Genomic DNA, 24,302 nt, shown 5'->3' with positions numbered 1-24,302 from the left:
GTAGCATCACAGCATGACCGCACGCACCGCCACCGCAGCACAGCGTCCCGGGCTGCAGGCCGCCCGCGAAGCTGTGGAACTTCCGTTCCCCGAACTCGTTGATCGGCTAAGGGACCTCGTGGGCGTGCGCCTGATCGCCTACGTTGGCAACGTAAAGAACACCCGCCCCGTCTCCGACTGGGCAGCCGGGCGCCGGAGCCCTGGCGCCGAAGACGAGGAGCGTGTGCGACTGGCATTTCAGGCAGCCCGACTCATGCGCGACCGCTACGACCCCGCCACCATCCAAAGCTGGCTGATGGGTTCCAACCCCGCGCTGGACTACGAGGCGCCCGCTCGTCACATCCGTGATAACCGAGCCGTTGACGTCGCACGGGACATCATGGCTGCGGCCAGCTCCTTCACGTTCGTCGGATGAGGGCACTGATCCTTCCGGTTTCCGGCGACCCTGGCGTTGTGTGGCGGGTCGGGTACCAACCCGACCCTTGGTGGTGGACTCCGTGGGAGTACGCCCACGATGATGGTCGTTTCAACGGCCGGTGGGACGACCAATCGGCCCAGTTCCGCACCCTTTACACCAGCGACAGTCTCCTCGGCTGCTTCCTCGAGCTGCTCGCCGCGCTGCGCCCCAACCAGGTCGCGTACGCCGAACTCGCCGACATCGTGGACGACGCGGCTGACGAACGGCCTGAGACGCCAGACCCGGAGCCGGGCGCGGTGGGGCTCGAGTGGCTCAGCGGACGCCTGTATGGACGCGCGGTGCTCACCGGGACCTATGCCGAAGTCTCACGCGCCGAGGCGCTCGCCCATATGGTCAAGGCCGGCGTGTTCGAACGGCTCGGGATCCCGGACCGCGACGTCGACGTGGCGCTCCTCAAAGACGCGCGTCAGCGGGAAGTGACCCGCACCGTCGCACGCTACCTCTACGACCTTCGCGACCCGGACCGACAACCCCTCGTCGACGGGATCGCGTTCCGCAGCCGCATGGGCGACGACATCCGTCTGTGGGCAGTCTTCGAGCGGGGCGACCAGCCGGTCAGCGAGCGCATCGCCCCGGACAGCGACTACGAGGCCGTCACCGACGAGACCCCCGAACTCGACCACGCGTTCGCGTTCTTCAACCTCCACTGGCGCGAGCGCTAACCGCTCTCTTGCGTGCCGGCATCGACCTGTTGGTGGATGGCAGTCTCCACGTGCCATGCGATGACGGATGCCGAGGTGCTCGCGTAGGGACCGGCAATCGTTCGCCAGGCAATCGCGATGTGTCCGACCTTGCCCAGTGCCCTCGCACTGCGCTAGACAGTCACCTCGTGGCGGAAGAAAAGAAGCGGCACCACTACGTCCCACAGTTCTACCTCCGCGAGTTCGCGCGCGGGAAACAGATTGGCACGGTGCGACTCGAAGACCCTCGTCGCTTCACGCAGTCGGTCTCGACCGCATGCAGCGAGCTACTTTTCCATACTGTGCCCGGTCACCCTGACGGTGATGCCGCGTTCGAGGACGTCCTCGCTGAAATCGAGGGCGACGCGGCCGCAATCTTTCGCGACATCGCTGAGGGGATTTGGCCGCTGCCTCCCGAGGCTCGATCCGAATTCGCTCAGTACATCGCCTTGCAGGCCGCCCGCGGAGCAGAGTTCAGACGAACTATGAGTTACATGGCACAGCAAGTCCTACGCATGCAAGTGGGGGCGGCGGGGAAGGAGAGCCTGCGCACGCGATTGGCGAAAGCGCTGGGCGACGAGGTGAGCGACGATCTCCTGAGCGCAGTGTGGGAGCAGTCGATTAGACCCGAGGGGCCGCCGGTACAGCTAACCGCGGCGGGTCACATCGACCAGATGGCCGATATCGCTGAGGCGATCACGCCACTCCTGGAGCGTCGCGCGTGGGGCCTCGTTCGATTCGTGGAGCACCACCTGCTTACTTCGGACACGCCTGTATGCCTCGTTGGCGACCCCAACGCACCAGAGGACGCCGGGTTGGGGTTCGCGACAGCCTTGATGGTTATATTCCCGTTGAGCCGCACTACTGGCCTCTTCATGACGAGGCTGACTCCGCCTCATTATGCAGACCGCGTCCTGTCAGGCGAGCTCGACTACGAGGAGCAGCCATCCGATCATTATGAGAGGTGGTTCAACCTGCACACGATAATGAATGCGAGCGAGGCGATCTTCCACCATCCGGACGACGGCGACCTTGTTCCCTCCGAACTCCCGCCCGCGCGCCCCGTTTCGGCGCGCATCGCCGGCGCACCGGAATCATTCACCGGCTAGCCTGACACCAGGCGACGTGAGAGCGCGCATTCGCATTTTGGCTGAAGAGCGCATCGGCAGGACACCAGGGCGCGACGACCGACCGACACGCCGCGCCAGCGCAATCGAGGGGCGTGCCCCGTGTAGCCGACAACTGGTTGAATGCGCAGTGTTGACGACTTCTTGATTGGCGGCCCCTACTTGTTCAATGCGACCCGTCTGACATGCTTCGCGCTCATCTCCTCGATCGAGATCGACTCCCGCGCTGCGGTCCAGAATGTCCAGGCGGTTCACGCAGTGGAGCTACCGCCCGCGGTGATCGAGAAGGCCGAAACGCGGCTGGCCCGCGACCGCGGTTCGTCCGCAAAGGGCCAAGGCACAATCATTGATTTCCTTGACTTCGCCGATACGCACGAGTTCCTCCTTTCTCACAAAGCGCTCCTCGCGAGCGAGCTGCGCGAATCGCTCGTCGCCGTCTCCGGCCTGATCGGGCTATTCACGCAGACTCGCAATCGAGTTGCGCATACACGACCCCTTGAGATTGAGGACTTGTCACGCACGATTGACATCGCCAAGCAGTTGGTTCGTGACGCGCCGGATCATTGGCGAGCGACGCAGGAGATGCTCGCAAGGATTCGCGACGATCCGTCATCGGTACTCGGCCTGCGTGTCAGCCTTCCGGCTGATCCAGTGAACGAACCATTCCATAATCTGCCCATGCCGGACTTCGATGAGACAGGCTTCCTCGGGCGTGCGAATGACCTGCGAAAGATCAAGAGGTATGTTCTTGGCTCATGGCCGGCCATCTCGATCCTGGGGGACGGAGGGCTTGGAAAGAGCGCAATCGCACTCAAAGTCGCCTATGACCTACTCGATGACCCGAAGTCGGAATTCGAGGCGATTGTTTGGGTCACGGCCAAGAGCCAGCAGCTGACAGTCACGGAGATTGAACGAATCAGCGACGCAATCCAAGACAGTCTCGGGATGTTCTCCGCGGCCGCCACACAACTGGGAGCTGGAGGCGGCACTGACCCGACCGAGGACTTACTCGAGTACATGGCCTCGTTCAAAGTCCTTCTCATCTTGGACAACCTTGAGACGGTAACTGACGAACGTCTCCGTGAGTTTCTGCGTGAAATTCCGAATGGCTCGAAGGTGTTGATGACAAGCCGGATCGGGGTCTTCAAAGAGAACGATGTAAAGCTTGATCCACTGAGCTCCGAGGAGAGTCGTTCTCTGCTCATGTCGTTGGCTCACGGGCGGAACGTGAAGATGCTCAAGGATCTTGACGAACCCGGGCGAGCATCGCTCGTTGAGAAACTCAAGGGACACCCGCTGTACATCAAGTGGGTTGTTTCGGGAGTTCAGGCAGGGCGCCGCCCATCTGACATGGTTGCCTCCAGTCGACTCCTCCTTGACTTCTGCATGTCAAACGTTTACGAGCAACTTGGGGGCGGAGCGCGCCGCGTGTTGCAGAGCATGCAAGTCTTACGGGGCGTGCGGTACCAGGGGGAACTCGCATTCATTAATGAGGTGAGTGCAACACAGATTCAGGCGTTCGTCCTTGACCTCATGCGTAGCAACTTCGTCTCCATGACCTATGTCTCTGGCATCGATAGCGACGCCGGTTATGAGGTCGGAGACTTCGCGCGTGACTACCTGACCAAACAGAACCCAGTCTCCGAGAAGGTTCGCGCGAGGGTCCTCGCTAAGAGCGAAGACCTGATGCAACTAAGCAACAGACTCCAGCACGGGAGCGCGCAACGCGACAGGAGGTTTGACCCAACCACGGTTGACATCCGCGAGTTGCACAACGCCCCCGCGGCACGACTTCTCATCAGAGCAATTAGGGAGACCAAGGGGGGAAATCTTGACAAGGCTCTCTCCGCATGCCTCGAAGCGCATCAACTTTCGCCGGGCTTCTACGAGACCCGACGCGTTGAAGGTTACGTGCATCACCTGCGCCGCGACCACGCCGCAGCGCGGCTTGCGTTCGAACAAGCCGTGGAGCTTGCCGATGACAAATCGAAGCCGCTCGCGCTGTTTCATCTCGCTGCATTCCTCGACTCGGAGGGCATCGAAGTAGGCGCGGCTCGCGAGTACTTTGAAGAAGCGGCCCGACTTGATCCGGATAGCTGCGAGATCTTCCTTCGGATAGGTCGCTCGCATTTCGAGGAGGGTGCTTACTTGCTGGCGCTCGGCTCAGCGTCTGCAGCCGCTAAGAAGCAGCCGACTCCAGGTCAATGGCTTCAGTTGATTGAGCTCTCGGTCCGGTGCGCCACCTTCGGCGGCGAGCTTGCCCTCGCCGACGGGCGACTCTCTGACGCGCTCGAACTCGTCGAGGCATGTCTGGAGACGGCGGCTGAACTGCCGTCTGACAGCCGGAGCGAGAACTTCGACGACTGGTTTCTACATCTCGCCACCGTCTGTGACCGCGTTGCGCTTGCGGCGAGGTCTGAGGAGTATTTGTCGCGCAGGGCGCAGGGCATGAACGTAATTTGCCGGTCCCATGCAGTCCACCTGGTGCGCGCCAGCGGCAGAATCACAGGCATTATCGAGACCCTTCCTCCAGGGAAGCAGTTCGGGTTTGCGCGAAATGGCGAGCAGCTATATTTCTTCCACGTGAACGAACTCGTCGATCGGCGGCTTTGGGCCTCGCTTCGTAAGGGGAACCTTCTTGCATTCGCCCCGTCGTACAACAACCGCCGGGGAAAATTTGAGGCGAAGTACGTGCAAGCTCTCTTGTAATCGCCATGTCTGAAATGAGTGTTTCGGAGCACAATGTTGGAGAGATGCTGCGCCGGATTGCGCGTAGCTCGGATCTGCCGTCGAGCGAGCTCGAGCGTCGATGCCTGATCCCGCGAGTTCCCGAGCTGGCTGCACTGCGCGCGGTGCCGCAGGATCCGCACTGGCATCCCGAGGGGGACGTCTTGACCCACTCCCTCCTGGCGGCTGACGCCGCGGCAACGTTCTGCGCGTCGCGGCTGGCGCTCTCTCCTGAGCGCCGTGAGGTCGTCGTACTAGCTGCTCTGTTTCACGATGTAGGGAAGCCGGCTACGACGACATTGCAGGATGGTTCGCCGGTGTCACCTGGCCACGCTGAGTTGGGTGGGAAACTCCTGCTGGCTATGGGGGGCCGACTGGCGTGGCCAGCGACCACTACCCGAGCTGTCGCATGCATCGTCCGCAATCACATGGTTCCGGTTTCGGTCGTCGGCGATCCAACTCGCAGGGCCGTCAGCCGGCTCATCAGTCGGCTTGAGAGCGCTGGTTCGTCATTGGAGGAGTGGTCCGTTGTCGTGGAAGCTGATGGTGTAGCTCGCGGGCCTGCCGCAGTAGTGGGTCGGGCCGAGCCATGGTTACGAATCGGTTCAGGCGGCGCGTAGTAACACCTGCCGCTATTGCAACCGCAATCTCGCGCTTGCGACGCTGCACAATTGGAGGTCAGCCCTCCCGACTGTACTTGCCAAGCTCGTGGTCTAGTTCTAGCAAATAGGCGTCGCCGATTCCTCGCCCGCTGACCTCGCGCCTGTACCACTTGATCAGAACTGTGCTCACGGCGTTGACGGCGCATAGCCCGACCAGCCGGTTCGGTGTGCTGTCGATATGTTCGAGCGCGTACTGCACCATCTTGTCAAGCTCGTGATCCTTGGCCGGCGCGACCATCGCGAGGCGATGGGCCGCGAACACGACGACAGTTCGGGTCTCCGCGTTGCCTCGGCCACTGAATCGGCCACGGATGTGCTCGATGAGCGCTTCGTCCAGCTCCGCGACCGCAACACGTTGGTTGGCGCGCAGCTGCTCGATGCGTTGATTTCGTGCGGTGAGGTACGGAACGACGCCTGCTACCGCGGCACCGATTATCGCGCCAACGAGTGCTGCGAGGGCGGGATCCATGATCGGGAGGGTATCGACGAGGTCCGACACCGTGAACGCAGCCGTACGCTCTGCGCGCGACGCGCGCATGGGGATCCGAGATGGGCGAGGCAGCTCTGGGACTGTGGTCGACGTCCCTTCAGCTCGCCTGTGGAAGCCCGTGGGATAACGCCTGTCGGATCCTCCAGACTGGAAAGCCGCTGAGCTGCGCAATCAAGTCGACGTCGAACCCGTGCTCATAGTAAGCCACTCGCACCGCCCGGATGCGCGACGGATTGTCACCGAAAGCAAGTGTGAACTCGGTGGCGTAGCGCTCCCAGACGCTCACCTCGTACCCCGGTGCCGTCACGATGCAATCACCTCATCCCAGGTCTGACTTTCAGGAGTGGTCGCGGTGCTGATGCGATGCTATGCCACCCGTGTTAAGGCCACGAGACAGGGAGATTCCGGGGGAGCTCGCTACGCGCGGTGTGCACGCCTACGGGATGGCCCGCCCGGGGCGCACGGTTCACACCGGCGCGACCCGGGGAATCGGGGCCGGCTTAGACTGCGTCATCGTCACGTCCGGTCGCCGCAGGCCTCGTGCGGTACGGAGTACATCGTCCCGCGATGCATACCAGCTGGGGCGCATGCCAAGCCCCAGCCAGATTGCCTCGTAGCCGCCGTCCACTCGTTCGACGTAGGCAACCAGGCGCGCGGCGTCGTGCTCGTCAATGTTGGTGTCGCACAGCCGCCATGCTGATTCGTCGAGCGGTTCGAACACCAGATTCTGTTGATCGACAGTGATCATCTGAACCTCCGAACCAACAATGCGCCCTCGCCGCTCGCTTCACCAGCCCTTGACCGATTTTCAGGGATGCGTTCGGTTGCGTCCCGGTAATCCGGCGCACCTCGGCTAGGGCACCTGCGTCTGTCACTGCGTCGGGGTTGTTGTGCTTAGCGTGGCGCTTCCGGGAGGTTGCGGTTGCAGGCCTGGAAATACCAGTAGTCCGCGTCGGCTTCGGCGCGCAGCCAGGCGTCCTCAAGGTGGGCCAGTTGTGCCCGGAGCGCATATGTCTCGTGGGCAGCTTCGAGCCAGAGCTCCATGAAGGTGGTCATGGTCGGGCGATCCGGTCGATCTGGTCGGGGCGGAACCCGCTCCAGTGGTCGTGTTCGTCGACGACCACCACGGGAGCCTCGGTGTAGCCGAGTTCGTCGACCACGTACTCGCGTGCGGTGGGCTGTTCACGGATGTCGACCTCGACGAAGGCCACGCCTCTGCGGGTCAGGACGTCTTTGGTGAGCTTGCAACGTTGGCAGCCGGGTCCGGTGGTGTAGACGGTCACGGTGTTCATGACATTTCCTTCCTGCGGGTGGGGCTGGGAGGCGGGACGTGGGTGGGCATCCGTCCGGGATGCCCACCCGTGGCCGGCTATTCGGTGGTGTTGTCGGTGAGCATCGCGGCGATGCGTTCGACGGGGCACAGCGGGTAGCCCCAGCCCTGGAGGGTGCGGAGGTACCAGGCGGTGTCCGGGCCGGGTGCGCGCCAGTTATTGCGGTTGGTGTTCTGCTCGATCCCGCCCAGCACCACCGCGAGCGTGACGTGCACGGCACGGTGCGGGTGCGCGGCCAGGTACTCGGCGATCTGGTCGCCGTAGTCCGCGTTGTCGATGCCGAGGAGCGTCCTCGCTGTGGTGGAGCCTCGGGTGAGGCCATCGGCGATCTTCCACCGGGCCGTGGTGAGGGCCTCGGCGATCACGGCCTGCGCATTCTTCGGCGTTGCCTTGCGGGCCAGGAACTGGGTCAGCCATTCCCGGCGCACCGTCTCGGCGGCATCCCATTCCTTGTTGTGGGCGATCAGTTCCTTCCGTTCCGCCTTCTGTTCGTCGGTCATCGGTCCCGACTGTCCGCCGCCACTTCCGTAGCCCGACTCTTCGCGGACCGTGAACCCGAAAGCGGCGGGGTCGTCGAGGTAGTACTCCGGGCGCGCCTCTCCCCCGTAGTACGTCGCGACGTAGACGGCGACGCCGGGCTTGCCTTGGATGGTGTCGGGGTCGACGGGTTCGTCGTCGGCGGTGCGGAGCATCCGCACCCGGTACGGGGCGGTGTTGTAGTCGCTGGGACGTTCGTCGAGGATCCGGTGCCCCCGCGCGGCCTCCTCCTGCTCGACCTTCTCCTTCGCGTCCCGCGCGACCCGGTCCTGCCGTGCCCGCTCGACTGCGACCGGGAAATACCCGGGATCCGTGGTCGCGACCTCGGTCAGTTCGGTGACGGTGTCGATGTCGCCGTCGAACTCCAACAGGATCGCCGCCTGATCCAGCGTGAGGCCGCCGTCACTGACGGCATCGGTCGCAGTGGGGTTCTGGGCGACGGCGAGGCCCGTCTTGACCCGGTCACGCTTTGCGCCGGTGCGCTTGGCGATCGCCGTGGCGGAGAGTCCTTCGAGTTCGAGGGCACGCCACGCTTGGATGCGGTCGGCGTCGGTGAGCGCTTCACGCTGGTCGTTTTCGATCAACTGCTCCACGATCCGCCGCGCCGTGTCGTCATCCCCGGCGTCGACGACGTAGACGGGGACGGTGGGGATGCCGGCTTCGCGGGCGGCGAGGGTGCGGCGTTGCCCGGCACGCACGTGCACTCCCCCGTCCTGATCCCGCCACGCCAGCAACGGGGTGAGGACCCCGACCTGTCGGATGCTGTCCACGAACCCGGCGTCGAGTGGTGCGGTGGTACGCACGTTGGTCTCGACGATGAGGGTGCTGGGGGCGATGTGCTCGACCGTCCCGGTAGGGGTGGTGCTGATGGTCATGTCTTTCTCCCTGTCCTTACGTTGTTGATGGAGCTGATTGAGCGCAGTCGTAGGCTCTCGACCGCATCCGGGGGCGCTGGGTATGGCTCTCTCCCTTATGCCGCCGCACGGACGGCTGACAACGATTGGCCGCCCAGCGCCCCGCTTCGACTCGACCGCTGATTGAGAAGTGCGAATTCATCGCTGTGTAAGGACATGACGGCGTGGTCGTTGCCCGGATGTCGCGCTCGACATCAACGGAAGGAACCATCACGTGCGGCAACTCTGGGCTGGCATCGATGCCGGCAAGACCCATCACCACTGCGTTGTCATCGACGAGGCCGGCAGGCAGCTGCTCTCTCGCCGTGTCAGGAACGCGGAGGACGATCTGCTCGATCTGCTCGCCACGGTCAGCGCTCTGGCGGACGACGGGGCCGTGTTGTGGGCGACCGACCTGAATCAGGGTGGCGCCGCGCTGCTGATCGCCGTGCTCACCAGCAACGGACAACAGCTCGTCTACATCCCCGGCCGGATCATCTATCACGCCGCCCGCACCTACCGAGGCGACGGCAAGACCGACGCGAAAGACGCGGCCATCATCGCCGATCAAGCCCGGGTGCGCCGCGACTTGCATCCCATCACCGGCAGCGATCCGATCGCGACCGCGCTCCGCATGCTGGCCGCCCACCGCGCCGACCTGGTCGCTGACCGCACCCGCACCATCAACCGGCTGCGCGCCACCCTGCTCGAGTACTTCCCCGGCCTGGAGGCTGCCTTCGACTACGCCCACCGCCAGGCGGCGCTGCGACTGCTGACGAAGTACCAGACGCCCGCCGCCATCCGCCGCGCCGGCGAGAACCGGATCACCGCATGGCTGACCGCGCAAGGCTGCCGCGCCGGCGCCGCGATCGCCGCACGCGCGGTCGAGGCTGCCCACGCCCAGCACACCACGACCGCGAACGAACATGTCGCCGCGCTGATCGTCGCCCGACTGGCCGCCGACGCGCTGCGCCTGCAGCAGGACCTCGTCACCATCGAGTCGGAGATCGAGACGCGCCTGCACACCCACGTCTACGCCGAAACGCTGCTCAGCGTCCCGGGGTTCGGTCCGCTCCTGGCCGCGGAGTTCATCGCCGCTACCGGCGGCACGATCAGCCGCCACGACAGCGCGGACCGCCTCCTTACGTTGTTGATGGAGCTGATTGAGCGCAGTCGTAGGCTCTCGACCGCATCCGGGGGCGCTGGGTATGGCTCTCTCCCTTATGCCGCCGCACGGACGGCTGACAACGATTGGCCGCCCAGCGCCCCGCTTCGACTCGACCGCTGATTGAGAAGTGCGAATTCATCGCTGTGTAAGGACATGACGGCGTGGTCGTTGCCCGGATGTCGCGCTCGACATCAACGGAAGGAACCATCACGTGCGGCAACTCTGGGCTGGCATCGATGCCGGCAAGACCCATCACCACTGCGTTGTCATCGACGAGGCCGGCAGGCAGCTGCTCTCTCGCCGTGTCAGGAACGCGGAGGACGATCTGCTCGATCTGCTCGCCACGGTCAGCGCTCTGGCGGACGACGGGGCCGTGTTGTGGGCGACCGACCTGAATCAGGGTGGCGCCGCGCTGCTGATCGCCGTGCTCACCAGCAACGGACAACAGCTCGTCTACATCCCCGGCCGGATCATCTATCACGCCGCCCGCACCTACCGAGGCGACGGCAAGACCGACGCGAAAGACGCGGCCATCATCGCCGATCAAGCCCGGGTGCGCCGCGACTTGCATCCCATCACCGGCAGCGATCCGATCGCGACCGCGCTCCGCATGCTGGCCGCCCACCGCGCCGACCTGGTCGCTGACCGCACCCGCACCATCAACCGGCTGCGCGCCACCCTGCTCGAGTACTTCCCCGGCCTGGAGGCTGCCTTCGACTACGCCCACCGCCAGGCGGCGCTGCGACTGCTGACGAAGTACCAGACGCCCGCCGCCATCCGCCGCGCCGGCGAGAACCGGATCACCGCATGGCTGACCGCGCAAGGCTGCCGCGCCGGCGCCGCGATCGCCGCACGCGCGGTCGAGGCTGCCCACGCCCAGCACACCACGACCGCGAACGAACATGTCGCCGCGCTGATCGTCGCCCGACTGGCCGCCGACGCGCTGCGCCTGCAGCAGGACCTCGTCACCATCGAGTCGGAGATCGAGACGCGCCTGCACACCCACGTCTACGCCGAAACGCTGCTCAGCGTCCCGGGGTTCGGTCCGCTCCTGGCCGCGGAGTTCATCGCCGCTACCGGCGGCACGATCAGCCGCCACGACAGCGCGGACCGCCTCGCCGGCCTCGCCGGGCTGGCACCCGTGCCACGCGACTCCGGCCGGATCACCGGCAACCTGCACCGCCCCACACGCTTCGATCGCCGGCTCCTGCGCGCCTGCTACATCGCCGCGCAAACCGCTGCACGCTGCGCTCCCGATTCCCGCACGTTCTACGACCGCAAACGCACCGAAGGCAAGAACCATCAGCAGGCCGTCCTCGCCCTCGCACGACGCCGCATCAACGTCATCTACGCGCTGCTGCGCGACGGAACCCTCTACGAACACCGCGCACCCCTTCCGTCGCCCATCCCTTGACAAATTCATTGAGAATCGTTGTTTGCCGTGAAGGCACGAAGTGCCTGTCAGGGAGCGCGACGCGGAGTGCAACCCGGAGGGCGGAGGGGGAGAGAGTTTCGGCGCGGAATAAGGGAGCCTGCGAGCGCGTGCCGAAAGTCTCGGAGGAGCCGGCAGCGTCAGCTGCTTGCGCGCAGCGGCGCCGACCGTAGACTGCCGCAGGCTTCACGGCAAACAACGCCCGCGGACGCGGCGGAAAACACAGCCAGCCGCTCGCGGCTGTCCCAACAGTCAGGCGACCACAGCAGCCGGGGTTGCCCACAATGGAGGCGACAACCTTTTTGGATGCTCGGTACGATGGCCCTCAAGGAGGGTCGATGCCCGGAATGACATCGCCATGGCGAGTCAACGATGTCGTCGCTTACGACCGCGTACGCGAGACCGCAGTCACCGTCTTCGCGTTGCTGCACGCGGCGTCACTCCGTGACGAGCTGGCGGGTCTTCGGAGCGACGTGCTTGCTGTCGATGCCTATGACCGTTCCGCCGTGGCCGCCCTGCAGGCGCGGCTCGATGATCGTCTTCGTGAGCTGTCGGTGGACGCATGAGCCTGGTGGGTCTGGAGCAGGAACAGCGCGACGAGATCCTTCGCCGGGACATCCTGCCGCTGTACTTTCCCGATGACGTCACGCCTGATCGGCCGACGTTCGTGCTCGTGGCCGGGCAACCGGGGGCGGGCAGGTCCCGCGCCGCGGCAGCGCTGGCGGCTGAAGAGCTGGACGTCGCGGTGCTGAGGGGCGAGGATCTGCGTGCATTCCATCCCGTGTTCCTCGATCCGACAGCCGCGACGGACCCGGGGGCGCTGAGTGAGGTCGGGCAGTCGGTGGCGGGGTGGGTGAGCGGGTGCATTCGGTACGCGCGGGAGAATCACCGGTCGCTCGCGTTGGAGGGCACCTTCGGGAACGTTACGGCGGCCGCGGGAACGGCGCAGCGGTTCGCGGCGGCGGGGTTCCGAACCCGGGTCGTCGTGGTCGGCTCGCGCCGTGCCGAGAGCCTGCTGTCGGTCACGTCGGGATACCTCCGGGACGTGCAAGCGGGCCACCGTTCAACGCCGACGTCTCGCGCCTCCCACGAGGAGGGGTTCGCCGCGACCCGGTCCCTGGTCGCGGCCATCGAGGCGTCCGGGTGGGCGGACCGGCTGACGGTGGTCGGCCGTGCCGGCGGGGTGGTGTTCGACGCCTCCCGCGCCGAGAGTGCGGGGTTTGCGGATGCCGGGGCGGCGTTGCTGGCGGCGCAGTCGGAGCGGCTGAGCCGGTTCGACGCGACGCAGTGGTTGAGCGAGCTGCACCATGTCACGGAGTTCGCGGCGACCCGGCGCGGGTTGCCGGACGAGGTGGCGGAGTTGCTGGTGGAGCTGCACGACGTGTCGCTGCGGGAGGTGATCCCCGGCCTGCGGGTGCCGGCGAACGGGAAGTTCGCGACTGCGATGGAGCAGAAGACCGTCGCCCGGCTGGTCGCACTGCGCCAGGGCCTGCCGGCAGCACGTCCCATCGACGTTGCCGCGCCGGTCATCGTGCCGGGCGGCCCGGGGGTGGAAGGACCGTCCCGGTGACCCGGCTCATTGGGTACACGCGGGAGCTCACGCCCGATACCGGGACCGCGGCGGATGTCGCGGTGTTGACTGCGGTCGGCGCGGTGCGGGTGTTTACCGACGTCGCGTCGGCGGATGCTCGGAAGCGGCCGGGGCTGGCCGCGTGCCTGACGTTCCTCGAGCCGGGTGACGTGCTGGTGGTCTCCAGCGCGGCGCAACTGTCGCACGCGGTGACCCATTTCGTGAGCACGCTTGCGGCGCTCACGGACCGGGCTGTGGAGTTTCGTTCGCTGTCAGAGCCGGCGTTGTGCACCGGTGTGGAACCGGGTGCGGGTCCGGCCGAGGTGTTCGCTGCGTTGGAGGGGCTGCGACGGCGGTTGGTGAGCGTGCGGACCCGGGCCGGGATGGCGGCGGCGGCCGCATCCGGGAAGCGTCCCGGCCGGCCGACCGTGATGACCCCGGACAAGGTCGCAATGGCGGTCGAACTCCGACGACTGGACCGGCCGATCACGCACATCGCCCGGGTGTTGGGGGTGAGTGCGAACTCGGTGCAGCGCGCGCTCGACCACCTCCCCCGCACCTCCTAGTCCCCTACGACTGGGATTCGGCGGGTCGGGGCTGGGTGTCGATGTTGAGCCAGCCGCGGATGGTCTGTTCGTGGTCGTGGTCATCTTCCCAGTCGGGTTCGGTGAGCGCCCAGTGGTGCATCAGGCGTGCCGCGGTGCGGGTGTGCCTGCCGGCGTCGAGGACTTCGGCGAGGGCTTCCGCTTCGGGGAACTGCAGGCTGCACACCAGTTGCTCGTCGTGCCGGGTGAGGAGCTCGTCCACGATGTCGGCGAGCCGGTCGACAGTCTCTTCCAGGTGATCCCACGCGGCGATCGTGTTGACGCTCCCCGGGATCGCGTGTGGTGCGGTGGGGGACGTCGTTGTCGTGTTCATTTCGGTGACCTCGTTTCGTGACTTGATGGGTGCCTTTCCTGGCAGTGGCGTCGTGTGCGACCGGAGGGTGTGCAGTGCCGGGACCGTGGAATAACGCAGCACCGGAGCGGTAGCGGAGGGGCGAGTTTATGCCGCGAAAGTCCGGCACGGAGCGCCTGGAGGAAGCTACGATGGCCGGCCAGGAAAGACCCCAGTGCCGCGCTCATGCTGCGCGTTGCGTGGCGGGTCAGGGCGGAGGCATCCCGATGGGCGGGGTGTTGGCGAGGGGTAGTGCGGCTGCGAGCCCGACCACCGTGAGCAGTGCGATGGCGGTGAGGCTGCCCGCGGCACGCCGCAGGCGCCCGCGGAGCAGCTGACCGGCCAGCGCCAGCAGCAGGATCGCAGTCGCCGTGGAGGTGATCGGCGTGATGGCGATGAGCGGCTGTAGAGCGGTGATCTCGTTCATGGTGCTCTCCTTCCTTGTCGTGGCGGGCCCGGTTATGGGCCATCGGTGGTGGGGTCGTCGGCGGTGAGGGTGGCGAGGTGGCGGATGAATGCCTGCCGGTCCGCGGTCGGGGTGGTGATGAGTGTGCGGACGGTGGCCCGCAGCTGGTCGAGCTCCGTGTCGGGGAGGCCGGCGAGCGGGGCGATGCACCAGGTGACGTCTTCGTCGATCGTGTAGCCGGGTTCGTCGAGGTGCTTGTTCGGGTAGTACTCGAACGCGCTGACGGCGGTGCGCCAGCGGGTGGCTTCCGCGGCGGATCGGTCGAGCATGGTGGGCTCGTTGCTCGGGGTGGTGGTGGTCATCGGTTCATTCCCATCGTGGTGTTCGGGTTCAGCATCGGGTGTGGGGCGGCCGGGTCGGGGTCGAGGTGATGGCGGCGTCGTGGCGGGTCACGGTGACGGAGCTGGTCGTTGACCTGTTTGCCGATCGCGTCCAACCGGGCGTTCTCCACGGCATCGCGCTGCTCCCGCTGTGTCGCCCGTTCCTGGCTGGCGAGTTGTCGGCGTGCTTCGGCAAGCAGTTGGCGGCTGGCGTAGGTGCCGTCGGTGGCGAGCGCGTGTTCGATCCGGATCCGCGTGCTGTCGCGTTCAAACGCAGCCACCAGCTCCGGCGGCGTCCCCTGCGACAGCTCGACCGGCGAGGGCTTGCGTCGCAGCGCGGCGATCTCCTCGGGCGTCCGTACTCGGGTGAAGTACGCGTCGGCCGCGGCCGTGTTTGCGCGGCGCTCGGCGGCGGGAGTGGTGTGGAGCCGGCGGGGCGGGAGCCCGGCGGCGAGGCGGCGCTTCTCGCGTTCCTTCCAGGCCCGGTTGCTGGCGAGCACTTTCTCGCGGTTCGCTCCGTAGTAGGCGCGCTTCTTCGCCTTCAGCTCCTCGGCGTGCGCGGCATAGTACGCGCGGGCTTGGGCGCGTTTCGGTTCCGGGTTCTCCCGATGTCGGGCGCGGAGCCTCGCGTTGTACTCATCCTTGTGGGTCTCCCACCAGCGGCGTTGCGCTTTGGCGCGCATCGCCCGGTACCCTTCGGGATCCTCGGCTCGTTTGCGGGCCTGCCACTGCCGGGTGTACGCGTGGTGTTCGGCCTTGTGCGCCTCGTAGTACTTCTTCGAGCTCGCCGCTTTCGCCTTCCGGCGCCGCGCCTCGGCGGCCTTGCGGGCTCCGTACCCCTTCATGTACTCCCGCTTCTGGGCGGCCACCTCCGCGCGATGCTCCGCGTCATACGCGGCACGGTACGCGCGGATGTGGTCCTGATTGCGTTCCCGCCACGCCCGCTTGCCCTCACGGATCCGCTCCGCGTTGCGCTCCCGGTAGACCCGCCGCACCTCGTTCTTCCGCTCCGCGGCCGCGCGCTCCTCGCCACTCTCAGCCGGGGCGGTCATGAGGAACCCTCCGATCCGGTGAAGGCGCGAAGTCCGGGACTGCCGGCGTCACGAACACCCGGAGTTCCGAAGTGCGTGGGTGCCGGAGTCGCGGAGCGCGCGGGCGCGGCCGGAGCACCGGCGGCGTGCGTGATCACCCGCTCGTGAGCGGTGACGGCGGAAGTTCCGGAGTCCGTGAGTGCCGGACTCCCGGACTTCGGGAGGCCGGCAGTGAGGGAGTTGCGGAGTTCGTCCTCGGTGGAGCCGCGCAGTTGGTCGGCGTGGGCGAGGAGCAGATCGATCGCGACCCGGATCAGCGTGTTCTCCGTGATCCGTTCCGCCTTGAACCGGCGGCGTCGCATCACCGCATCCGCGAGCGCCGTCAGCGCGGTGACCTGATCGTCGCGGATCCGGGCATCCTTCCGCGCCAGCTGAGCGAACATCGGCGCCGGCGGCCCCGCGGACGGTGCCTCGGCGGCGACGCGGGCGCGGGCGTCGCTGAGCTTGCCGGCGAGGTCGACCCGGCCCATCGTCACCACGCTCCGGTCAGCGCCGGCGACAGCAGTCGCTCGAGCTCCCGGGCGATGGCGGCGATGTCCGCGATCGCGCCCTCTGTGCGCCGGTTGCGGCGCATGCTGGTGACCAGTTGCCCCAGCACCGGGGCATCGGACTGCACCTTGTACTGCCGCAGATACGCCTCCAGCCGGGGAACCCCCAGCTCGGAATCCAGCAGGCTCTGCCAGGTCTGCAGCTGGTGCGGCACCCGCGGGTCGATCCGGTTCAGCAGCACCCCGTGGCGCAGCTGGCGGGGTTCGATCAGCCGGCTCAGCGTCCGGAGTGTGGGATCGACCGCGAGGGGCTCTGGGGTTACCGGGACCAGGGCGTAGTCGGCGGCATCCAGGACCGTTTCGAGCACGGCGGTGTCTTCGAGGCTGCCGGGGGTGTCCACCAGCACGAACTTGTAGTCCGCTCGCAGCTCCCGCAGCCGGCTCAGCATGTTCGGGTGCTGACTGCCGGCGAAATCGAACGGCAGACGATCCTGCGTATTCTCTGCCCACCAGACCGTCGACTGCTGCCGGTCCACATCCACCACCAGCACCCGATGCCGACGCGACAACTCCGCGCCCACCTGCATCGCGACGGTCGTCTTGCCGACTCCGCCCTTCTGATTGGCGACCGCGATGATCGCCATAGATGGCGCACGCGGGCCCGACGGTGGCGGGTCGATCTCAGTCATCGGGATCGCCGCCGCGCTCGAGGCCTTCGAACCACACCTCGAGGTCGTCGAAGGGATACAGGATGATCCGGCCGACCTTGTAGTAGCGCGGCCCGGTCTTCTTGTACCGCCACTCCGCCAGCAGCTTCAGCTTCAGCCCCGGAATGAGCGCGACCACATCGCTCGGGGTCAGAAGTCGCTTGTTGAGCACCGGCTCTGCCGGATTCGCCGTTGTCGCCATCTCCCACTCCTTCTGCGGAACTATCATTCCTTTCAGCAGTAGTACACTCCTAAACCGTATACTTCGCAAGAGGTATCTGCGGAACGCTGGAGAAGTAAGACAAACTGAGCGGGTGAAGGTCGACGTAAAGACTCCCGACGGCAGGACGATGTCCGCGGCGAGCGCCACCCAGCCCATCGGCTCCGCGCTGCGCATCGCGCCCGCATTCGTGGCCACCGCGGTCGACGACGCCACGGGCGTGGAGACCACCATCGAGGCGCACTACACGCCACAGCGCGGCCGCTACCTCATCACCACGATCACCAACCGCGCGATCGCGGAGGACTTCAACGAAGACCGCCTCAAGCACACTGCCCCGCAAGCGCTCGTGCAGACCGCCATCCCCCGCTGCGTCGCCCTGCAGCTCGACGACAGCCCTGGCGCCAGCTGGACGACCGTCGCGGACCTCACCAGCGCCGACGGCCGGATCATCCCTCCCTGGATGGCTGAGGCTGTCGTGAAGCGCGGCATCAAGGATGAACGGTGGCAGGTCATCGAGATCCTCTACGGCACCGCAGCCCTGGCCGACCTGCCACCGGTGAAGCTCATCGCGGCCGAACTCGGGATCCCCGAGCGCACCGCGTCGGACTGGATCCAGAAAGCCCGCGCCTCCGGCTGGCTGACCGGCCTCACCTCGAACGTCGGCCGGCCACCTACCACCTAACCGCCCCGGATCACCCGCCCGCCGGGGGAGGTGACGTGGAGCTTATGGAGTGTCACCGATGTCCTGATGCATCGCAGCGCCGGGCGCCTTCTGCCCACATTTTGCCCACGAACCGCGCGGATTGGCCCCGATCGACGCCGATTCGCAATGACGTCAATCCGCGTGATTCCGCGGTTTCCGGGTCGAAACAGACCCGGACGGATGCCCCCGATGTTGACTGAAAATCGAAAGGTCACCGGATCGATGCCGGTCGGAGCCACAAGGGTGATCGTTACATGACCCCAGGAACCCCCGCGTAGCTTCTGCATCGCGGGGGTTTCGTCTTTTCCGGCGAGTCCTGGCGTCCGTGGTCACCGGCTACGCGTCGCCCAGAGCATTCCTCTTTGAATGATCGTGCGAACGCTGACGTCGCGCAGGACGGACAGGCTGTGACCGGGGGTCGCGACGAAGACGCGACCCCGACCCCACTCGCGCGTCCACACAGCAGGCGAAGTGATGGGGCGATGCCAGGGGTGGTACGGCTGGACCGGGTGCGTGGTCGTGGCCAGCACGTCGTTGAGGTCGTCGGTGAGCACCCAGTACTGCTCGGTGCGAAGGGTGAAGTCCTCGACACCGGCCATGATCTCGTGCGAGCGGCCGAGGTCCGTGAGATCCACCGTGTAGCAGAGGAAGTTGTCGCCCTCACCGCCGTCGCGCGCCTCCGGGTGCCTGGCCGGGTGCGTGGCGAACTGACCGCCGATCAGCTGCAGGTAGTCGGAGCTGTTCCGGTACGAGTCGGCGATGCCGCCGTGCCAGCCGGCGAGGCCCGCGCCGCGTTCGACGGCGCCGCGCAGGCCGGCGAGCGCATCGGCCGAGATCTCGGACATCGTGACGCACTGCAGGATCAGATCGGTGCGGTCCATCACGTTGCGATCGGCGTAGACCTCATTGGAATCCTCGATGCGCACGTCGAAGCCCTGCTGTTCCAGGAACGGCAGGAACATCCCGGTCGCCTCGACGGGTCGATGACCCTCCCATCCACCGCGCACGATCAGGGCGCGGCGTCCCTCGTATGTCGTCGTCATCGACTTCATCCTCCGCATCGACGGGTGCTACGCCGTCACACTGCCACCGCGCGGAAGCGAAGCGTATGAACTTTGCGCAAAATGGTGGCATGACCGAAAGTGCACGTGTCACCCTCAGCGCGGTGGCCGAGCGCGCGGGAGTGAGCGTCGCCACGGCGTCGAGGGCACTCCGCGCGCGCGGCGAGATGGCCGCCGACACGCGGGCAAGGGTGCTCCGCGCGGCCGCCGAGCTCGGCTATCCCGGGCCCGGTGCAGGGAGAGGCCGGCCGCGCCGCGGCACATCGCTGATGTTCGACCTCGTCCTCGGGCACTTCCACGACCCGTACACCGAGGAGATCACCGCCGGCGCCCGCACCACCGCGTCGTCGCTCGGCTACGACCTCGTGCTGACAGCCGAGCGGGACGACCCCGCGCACGACTGGCCCGAACGCATCCGCTCCCGCGGATCCGCCGGCGTCGTCGTCGGACTCATCACCCCCACGAGCACGCAGATCCTCGCCATGCATCGCGCCGGCATCCCCCTCGTGCTGATGGAGCCGCCCTCCGAGTCGTCCCGGCCGCTGCCGAGCATCCGCACGACCGACCGGGCGGGCGGTTCGGCGGCCGCCGAGCACCTCATCTCCCGGGGAGCCCGTCGCTTCGTCGTCATCGGCGGCGCACCCTCCTACCGGTACGGGCGCGGGCGCGTCGACGGATTCACCGCAGCCCTGGGCGAGCTCGCGCCCGAGGCGCCGTGCGTGCGGACGAGCGCGGACTGGAGCGCGTGGGACGCTCGGCGTGCGTGCGCCCGGGCACTGTCGGAACTCGGTGGCGAGGGTCCAGTGGGAATATTCGCCTGCTCGGACGAGATGGCTGCCGGCGCCTATCGGGCGGTCGCCGACAGCGGGCTCGGCATCCCCCGCGACGTGCTCGTGGTCGGCTTCGACGACGTTCGAGGGGCGCGCTGGCTGCAGCCGTCGCTCACGACCATCCGCCAGCCCATCCGGGAGATGGCCGCGACTGCGGTGCGCCTTCTGGCCCGCTCCGCAGCCGGGGAAGAGGTGGCGCCCGAGGCGATCGTCATGCCGACCGAGCTCGTCGAACGCGGCTCTACCCGCACCGCGATCTAGATCGCCGAAGCTACGCGGAGCGCACCGGGAAGTACAGCGAGTAGCGTTCGTCGACCACCTCGTGCAACGGCACGAACCGGATCGCCTGGGACTGCCCCACGCTGCGATAGCGCGTGAGCCATTGGGTCCACTGCCGCTCGTCATCGGGCGCGAGCATCGTGGCCGCGTCGTCCGGATCACCGATGAGCGACACTTCGCGATCGACCAGGCCCGCCAGGACGGTCGAACCCTCTACGAAGGCGACCGTCGCGGGCTCGTCGGGGATCGGCACCGTCCGTACGACGAACGGGAACTCCACCGCGATCTCGGTCTCGCCGCCAGGATGATCGACGTCGAGCCACCGGTCGGCGCGGTGCCAGGACGCCTCGGTGTGCACACGGGGTTCGGCCGAGATCCACGCCGGCACGCGCAGACGCACCCGACTCGCGCTTCCGGTGACGGTGACGCGCACGCGAAGCGCCCGCGGACGGTGACGGTCGCCGCCCGGTCCGGCATTCGCGTCGGGACCGACGTACCGCGCGTCGTCGAGGAGGACGATGTCGATGCGTCCGTCCCGGTCGGGGAACTCGGCCCGGACCGGCAGATACTGTGCCACCGTCACGGCGCCGCCCGGCGTGGCATAGACGGCCGACTGGGCATGACGGGTGTGCGCCTGCACGAGGGTGCCGTGACAGCACCAGAAGTCCTCGGTGGGGCTGCCCCACTCCTTGCGTGCGCCTCCTTCGAGCGGGAGGAAGTACGCCACCATGCCGGTACGCGGGTTCTGCTGTGCGAGCAGGCCGTTGTGCAGGTTGGTCTCGATGTAGTCCAGCGCCTCGACGTCTCCGGTCCAGCGGAAGACCACGTCCGCCAGCCGGATCATGTTGTACACCGAGCAGTGCTCCTGGGTCTTCGGCCCCCGGCGGGCGGCGAACGCGAAGGGCGGCGTCCAGATCTCCCCCGACGTCTGCCCGCCGGTGCAGAACGTGCCGCGCTCCACGACCGCGGACCGCCAGTACGCGGTCACGACCTCGCGCCACCGCTCCTCGCCGGTGACCTCGTAGGCGCGGGCGGCCCCGAGCACCTCGGGGATCGTGGTGTTGGCGTGCATGTTCGTGAGCACGTCCTCGCCCGCCCGCAGCGCATCGAAGAGGGCGCCGTGCCAGTAGCGGTCGAGCAGGTCCCGGTACTGCTCATCACCGGTGGCCTCGAGCAGATCAGCCCACACCTCCAGCATTCCGCCCGTCTCGACGTCGAGGATCTCCTGGAACCGCGCGGTGTCGAAGCCGCGCGCCCACCGGGCGATCGCCGCCGCCGCGCGATGGGCCACCGCGAGGGCGCGCTCGTCGCCGAGGTCCCGCCACACGTCCACCAGCCCCATGAAGGTCTTGTGGATCGCGTACTGGGGCGCCCACGTCTCGCGGCCCTCGCCCAGCCGTCGCAGGAACGACTCAGGGGTGGCGAACACCCATTCGCCGCCGTTCTCGTCCTGGCACCGCTCCAGCGCCGCCACGACGTTCTCGAGGCGGCCTCGCAGCACCGGGTCCCCGGTGGTGGCGGCTTCGCGCGCCGCCGCCGACATCCAGTGACCGAGGAAGTGCCCGCGCAGCAGCGATCCCGGGGTCTCCCAGCCCCAGTGGCGATCGAGCCCACGGTCGACGACGTCGGAACGCGAGGGGTGCAGGTGCCAGGCCTGATCGGTCACCCCGGCCTCGAGAAGGTGGTTCTGCAGCAGATTGCGATCCGTGAGCGAGACGAGGTACTCGCGGTTGAGACGTCGGCGGTTCTCGAAGGTCCCGGACGTCAGCCGCACCCGTTCGGGTGCAAGGGCGGTCGCGGCCGGTGCGGGGGCAGCGGGATTCGCAGTCACATTTCTCCTCGGTGAGATCGATCTCTGACTGTACTCGCCTCCCCTCCTCCTACCAAGATGGACACTATGAGTGATCTTCGCGTCGTCCATCTGTCGGCCGCAGATGTGTCGTTGGTGGTGACGCAGCGCGGCGATGAGCTGCCGGCGATCGTGCATTGGGGGGCGCTCCTGGAGGTCTCGGATGACGACCTTCGCACCCTCGCCGCCATGGATTGTCGGCCGGGTTTGTCGGCCGATTCGGACGTGCCGTACCGACCGAGCGTGCTCCCCGAGCACTCGCGCGGTTGGTTCGGCCGACCCGGATTGAGCGTGCACCGCGGTGGTCGCGCGTGGTCTCCGCGCTTCCGCGCCGCACCGCTGCTCGTGGCGGGGGAGCCGGTTCCCACCGGTGCGACCTCCCTCGGCGCCGCGAGCATCACCGCCGAGGCGAGCGACGAGTGGGCGGGAATCGGCGTCACGTTGGAGATCGATCTCACGGCCGCCGGCCTCCTGCGCACACGGGTCGGCGTACGCAATCTCGGCACCGTCGCAGACGACGTGGACGTCGTCGAAGCCGTTCCGGCGCTGCCGGTGCCCCTGCGCGCGAGCGAGATCCTCGACTTCAGCGGCAGGTGGGCCCATGAACGGATCCCGCAGCGTCACCCCGTCGTCCGCGGCACCCACGCTCGCGTCTCACGCCGCGGCCGCACGGGTCTCGATGCCACCACCGTCCTCGCCCTCGGCGTGCCGGGTTTCGCCGCCGACACCGGTGAGACGTGGCTCTGCCACGTGGGTTTCAGCGGTGACCACGAGCACGCCGTGGAGCGCACCGACGGGTTCCTGGCGTTCCGCGGCGGCGAGCTGCTCCTTCCCGGAGAGGTGCGCCTGAAGGCCGGTGACGAGTACGTGACGCCGTGGATCTTCGGCGCGTACGGCGACGGGTGGGACGCGGCATCCGCGCGGTTCCATGCGTATCTGCGCGAGCACAACCGGGCAGGTGACCGGCCGCGGCCGGTCACCTTGAACGTGTGGGAAGCGGTCTACTTCGATCAGGATGCCGCGACCCTGATCGAACTGGCCGAACAGGGCGCGGCTCTCGGCGTCGAACGGTTCGTGCTCGACGACGGCTGGTTCCGCGGGCGACGGGACGACCGCTCCGGCCTCGGCGACTGGGAGCCGGATCCCGTGGCATGGCCAGATGGGCTGCGCCCGCTGGCCGATCGGGTGCGCTCGCTGGGAATGGAGTTCGGGCTCTGGGTCGAGCCCGAGATGATCAATGAGGATTCCGACCTCGCCCGGGCCCACCCCGACTGGATCCTTCGCGCCCGCGACACCCTGCCCGCGCGCTACCGCTTCCAGCAGGTGCTCGACCTGACCAACCCCGATGCGTACGCGCACATCCGCGACCGACTCGACGCTCTGATCACCGAGATCGGCGTGAGCTACCTGAAGTGGGACCACAACCGCGACCTCGTCGACGCCGGGCATCCGGCATCCGGTGCCCCCGCGGTCCACGACCAGACCATCGCGGTGTATCGGCTCCTCGACGAGCTGCGAGATCGGCATCCCGGGCTCGAGATCGAAAGCTGCGCGTCGGGCGGGGGCCGGGTCGACCTCGGTATCCTCGAGCGCACCGACCGCATCCACCCCTCCGACAGCCACGACCCGGTCGACCGCTTCTACATCCTCGGCTGGACGGGCCTGCTCGTACCGCCCGAGATGATGGGATCGCACGTGGCCTCGGCGGTCTCGAGCACGACCGGGCGCACCTCCACCCTCGCCTATCGCTGCGCCGTGGCGTTCCTCGGGCATTTCGGCATCGAGTGGGACATCCGCGAACTGAGCGGCGACGAGCGGGAGGTGCTCTCCACCTGGATCGCGCGCTGGCGTCGTCACCGCGACCTCATCTCCACCGGCCGAGCGGTGTCGGGTTCGAGCCACCTCGGCGGCCCGTCGCTGCGGGGCGTCGTCTCGCGCACCCGCGACGAGGCGATCTACGCCGTGGTGACGCCCGCAACCAGCGCCGACGCCATGGCGCACATCCGTCTTCCTGGACTGGACCCGCGTCGCCGGTACCGGCTGACGGCGAGCGCCCCCGAGTCGCTCGGTCCGCCCTGGCAGGTGCCCGCCTGGCTGGGCGAAGCGACCCGGGACGGCGCCGATCACGGCGGCGCGCCCGTGCTCAGCGGCGCTGCACTCGGGGTCGTCGGGCTCGACTTCCCTGTTTTCCACCCCGAACGCGCGGCCATCCTGTACGTGGAGGCGGTCTCCTGACCCGGGCGGACTGACGGGG

The 24,302-nt window shown here is 67.3% G+C and carries 26 protein-coding genes and 1 pseudogene; 13 read left to right on the top strand and 14 right to left on the bottom strand.

Annotated features, from left to right (window positions below; all coding sequences use genetic code 11):
• Positions 1-13 precede the first annotated feature (13 nt).
• From ACEYYH_RS02100 to ACEYYH_RS02080, 5 genes are all read left to right on the top strand, one after another.
• The gene (locus ACEYYH_RS02100) at positions 14-415 is read left to right on the top strand and encodes a hypothetical protein (RefSeq protein ID WP_374976643.1); all 402 of its coding nucleotides are present in this window, start codon (positions 14-16) and stop codon (positions 413-415) included.
• The gene (locus ACEYYH_RS02095; protein ID WP_374976642.1) at positions 412-1,140 is read left to right on the top strand and encodes an RES domain-containing protein; all 729 of its coding nucleotides are present in this window, start codon (positions 412-414) and stop codon (positions 1,138-1,140) included. The genes ACEYYH_RS02100 and ACEYYH_RS02095 overlap by 4 nt, the downstream gene beginning before the upstream one ends.
• Before the next feature lie 167 nt (positions 1,141-1,307).
• Positions 1,308-2,267 carry a DUF4238 domain-containing protein gene (locus ACEYYH_RS02090; protein ID WP_374976641.1) on the top strand — a complete coding sequence of 320 codons (960 nt, stop codon included), beginning with the start codon at positions 1,308-1,310 and terminating at the stop codon, positions 2,265-2,267.
• A 141-nt stretch (positions 2,268-2,408) separates the two neighbouring features.
• Positions 2,409-4,994: an NB-ARC domain-containing protein gene (locus tag ACEYYH_RS02085; protein ID WP_374976640.1), complete on the top strand. Its 2,586-nt coding sequence runs from the start codon at positions 2,409-2,411 to the stop codon at positions 4,992-4,994.
• Positions 4,995-4,999: 5 nt separating this feature from the next.
• Positions 5,000-5,632: an HD domain-containing protein gene (locus ACEYYH_RS02080; RefSeq protein ID WP_374976639.1), complete on the top strand. Its 633-nt coding sequence runs from the start codon at positions 5,000-5,002 to the stop codon at positions 5,630-5,632.
• A 58-nt stretch (positions 5,633-5,690) separates the two neighbouring features.
• Here the strand turns inward: ACEYYH_RS02080 and ACEYYH_RS02075 are convergent, their stop codons facing one another.
• The 5 genes from ACEYYH_RS02075 to ACEYYH_RS02055 all read right to left on the bottom strand — a co-directional run bounded on the left by ACEYYH_RS02075 (position 5,691) and on the right by ACEYYH_RS02055 (position 8,907).
• Positions 5,691-6,143: a hypothetical protein gene (locus ACEYYH_RS02075; protein ID WP_374976638.1), complete on the bottom strand. Its 453-nt coding sequence runs from the start codon at positions 6,141-6,143 to the stop codon at positions 5,691-5,693.
• 487 nt (positions 6,144-6,630) lie between these two features.
• Positions 6,631-6,912, bottom strand: a complete 282-nt coding sequence (locus ACEYYH_RS02070) for a hypothetical protein (RefSeq protein WP_374976637.1) — start codon at positions 6,910-6,912, stop codon at positions 6,631-6,633.
• Between the two features lie 146 nt (positions 6,913-7,058).
• On the bottom strand, positions 7,059-7,220 hold the full coding sequence (locus tag ACEYYH_RS02065; RefSeq protein WP_374976636.1) for a hypothetical protein: 162 nt from the start codon (positions 7,218-7,220) through the stop codon (positions 7,059-7,061).
• Positions 7,217-7,456 (bottom strand): glutaredoxin domain-containing protein, encoded by a 240-nt coding sequence (locus ACEYYH_RS02060; RefSeq protein WP_374976635.1) that lies wholly within the window; start codon positions 7,454-7,456, stop codon positions 7,217-7,219. Before ACEYYH_RS02060 ends, ACEYYH_RS02065 begins: the two co-directional genes overlap by 4 nt.
• 77 nt (positions 7,457-7,533) lie before the next feature.
• Positions 7,534-8,907, bottom strand: coding sequence for a ParB/RepB/Spo0J family partition protein (locus ACEYYH_RS02055; protein WP_374976634.1), 1,374 nt, complete (start codon positions 8,905-8,907; stop codon positions 7,534-7,536).
• Positions 8,908-9,160: 253 nt separating this feature from the next.
• Between ACEYYH_RS02055 and ACEYYH_RS02050 the strand changes: the two genes are divergently transcribed.
• The 5 genes and pseudogenes from ACEYYH_RS02050 (at position 9,161) to ACEYYH_RS02030 (ending at position 13,661) form a co-directional block, all read left to right on the top strand.
• On the top strand, positions 9,161-10,213 hold the full coding sequence (locus ACEYYH_RS02050) for an IS110 family transposase (RefSeq protein WP_374976633.1): 1,053 nt from the start codon (positions 9,161-9,163) through the stop codon (positions 10,211-10,213).
• Between the two features lie 91 nt (positions 10,214-10,304).
• The gene (locus ACEYYH_RS02045) at positions 10,305-11,507 is read left to right on the top strand and encodes an IS110 family transposase (protein WP_374976632.1); all 1,203 of its coding nucleotides are present in this window, start codon (positions 10,305-10,307) and stop codon (positions 11,505-11,507) included.
• Positions 11,508-11,863: 356 nt separating this feature from the next.
• On the top strand, positions 11,864-12,091 hold the full coding sequence (locus ACEYYH_RS02040) for a hypothetical protein (protein WP_374976631.1): 228 nt from the start codon (positions 11,864-11,866) through the stop codon (positions 12,089-12,091).
• Positions 12,088-12,660, top strand: a pseudogene (locus ACEYYH_RS02035) (zeta toxin family protein); the annotation flags it as partial. The gene ACEYYH_RS02040 and the pseudogene ACEYYH_RS02035, both read left to right, overlap by 4 nt.
• Positions 12,661-13,091: 431 nt before the next feature.
• On the top strand, positions 13,092-13,661 hold the full coding sequence (locus ACEYYH_RS02030) for a recombinase family protein (protein ID WP_374976630.1): 570 nt from the start codon (positions 13,092-13,094) through the stop codon (positions 13,659-13,661).
• A 4-nt stretch (positions 13,662-13,665) separates the two neighbouring features.
• On the opposite strand, the gene ACEYYH_RS02025 is transcribed toward ACEYYH_RS02030, so the two are convergent.
• From ACEYYH_RS02025 to ACEYYH_RS01995, 7 genes are all read right to left on the bottom strand, one after another.
• On the bottom strand, positions 13,666-14,013 hold the full coding sequence (locus ACEYYH_RS02025) for a hypothetical protein (RefSeq protein ID WP_374976629.1): 348 nt from the start codon (positions 14,011-14,013) through the stop codon (positions 13,666-13,668).
• Between the two features lie 226 nt (positions 14,014-14,239).
• On the bottom strand, positions 14,240-14,458 hold the full coding sequence (locus tag ACEYYH_RS02020) for a hypothetical protein (protein WP_374976628.1): 219 nt from the start codon (positions 14,456-14,458) through the stop codon (positions 14,240-14,242).
• Between the two features lie 32 nt (positions 14,459-14,490).
• Positions 14,491-14,799 (bottom strand): hypothetical protein, encoded by a 309-nt coding sequence (locus ACEYYH_RS02015; protein WP_374976627.1) that lies wholly within the window; start codon positions 14,797-14,799, stop codon positions 14,491-14,493.
• Positions 14,796-15,869: a hypothetical protein gene (locus ACEYYH_RS02010; protein WP_374976626.1), complete on the bottom strand. Its 1,074-nt coding sequence runs from the start codon at positions 15,867-15,869 to the stop codon at positions 14,796-14,798. The genes ACEYYH_RS02015 and ACEYYH_RS02010 overlap by 4 nt, the downstream gene beginning before the upstream one ends.
• The gene (locus tag ACEYYH_RS02005) at positions 15,866-16,378 is read right to left on the bottom strand and encodes a hypothetical protein (protein ID WP_374976625.1); all 513 of its coding nucleotides are present in this window, start codon (positions 16,376-16,378) and stop codon (positions 15,866-15,868) included. The genes ACEYYH_RS02010 and ACEYYH_RS02005 overlap by 4 nt, the downstream gene beginning before the upstream one ends.
• Positions 16,379-16,380: 2 nt before the next feature.
• A complete protein-coding gene (locus tag ACEYYH_RS02000; RefSeq protein ID WP_374976624.1) occupies positions 16,381-17,085 on the bottom strand; it encodes an AAA family ATPase in 705 nt (234 codons plus the stop codon).
• Complete coding sequence (locus ACEYYH_RS01995) at positions 17,078-17,305, bottom strand: DNA-binding protein (RefSeq protein WP_159841571.1); 228 nt, start codon at positions 17,303-17,305, stop codon at positions 17,078-17,080. Before ACEYYH_RS01995 ends, ACEYYH_RS02000 begins: the two co-directional genes overlap by 8 nt.
• 112 nt (positions 17,306-17,417) lie before the next feature.
• On the opposite strand from ACEYYH_RS01995, the gene ACEYYH_RS01990 reads away from it, so the two are divergent.
• A complete protein-coding gene (locus tag ACEYYH_RS01990) occupies positions 17,418-18,008 on the top strand; it encodes a helix-turn-helix domain-containing protein (RefSeq protein ID WP_374976623.1) in 591 nt (196 codons plus the stop codon).
• Between the two features lie 350 nt (positions 18,009-18,358).
• Here the strand turns inward: ACEYYH_RS01990 and ACEYYH_RS01985 are convergent, their stop codons facing one another.
• A complete protein-coding gene (locus ACEYYH_RS01985; RefSeq protein ID WP_374976622.1) occupies positions 18,359-19,072 on the bottom strand; it encodes a ThuA domain-containing protein in 714 nt (237 codons plus the stop codon).
• Between the two features lie 89 nt (positions 19,073-19,161).
• Between ACEYYH_RS01985 and ACEYYH_RS01980 the strand changes: the two genes are divergently transcribed.
• Entirely contained in the window at positions 19,162-20,181 is a 1,020-nt protein-coding gene (locus ACEYYH_RS01980) for a LacI family DNA-binding transcriptional regulator (RefSeq protein ID WP_374976621.1), read from the top strand.
• A gap of 10 nt (positions 20,182-20,191) precedes the next feature.
• On the opposite strand, the gene ACEYYH_RS01975 is transcribed toward ACEYYH_RS01980, so the two are convergent.
• Entirely contained in the window at positions 20,192-22,030 is a 1,839-nt protein-coding gene (locus ACEYYH_RS01975; protein WP_374976620.1) for a beta-L-arabinofuranosidase domain-containing protein, read from the bottom strand.
• A 66-nt stretch (positions 22,031-22,096) separates the two neighbouring features.
• On the opposite strand from ACEYYH_RS01975, the gene ACEYYH_RS01970 reads away from it, so the two are divergent.
• Positions 22,097-24,283, top strand: a complete 2,187-nt coding sequence (locus ACEYYH_RS01970; RefSeq protein ID WP_374976619.1) for an alpha-galactosidase — start codon at positions 22,097-22,099, stop codon at positions 24,281-24,283.
• Positions 24,284-24,302 lie beyond the last annotated feature (19 nt).

It is taken from the genome of Microbacterium trichothecenolyticum (assembly GCF_041938625.1).
Classification (GTDB): Bacteria; Actinomycetota; Actinomycetes; order Actinomycetales; family Microbacteriaceae; genus Microbacterium; species Microbacterium trichothecenolyticum_D.
This window is presented reverse-complemented; position numbering and strand designations above follow the sequence as displayed.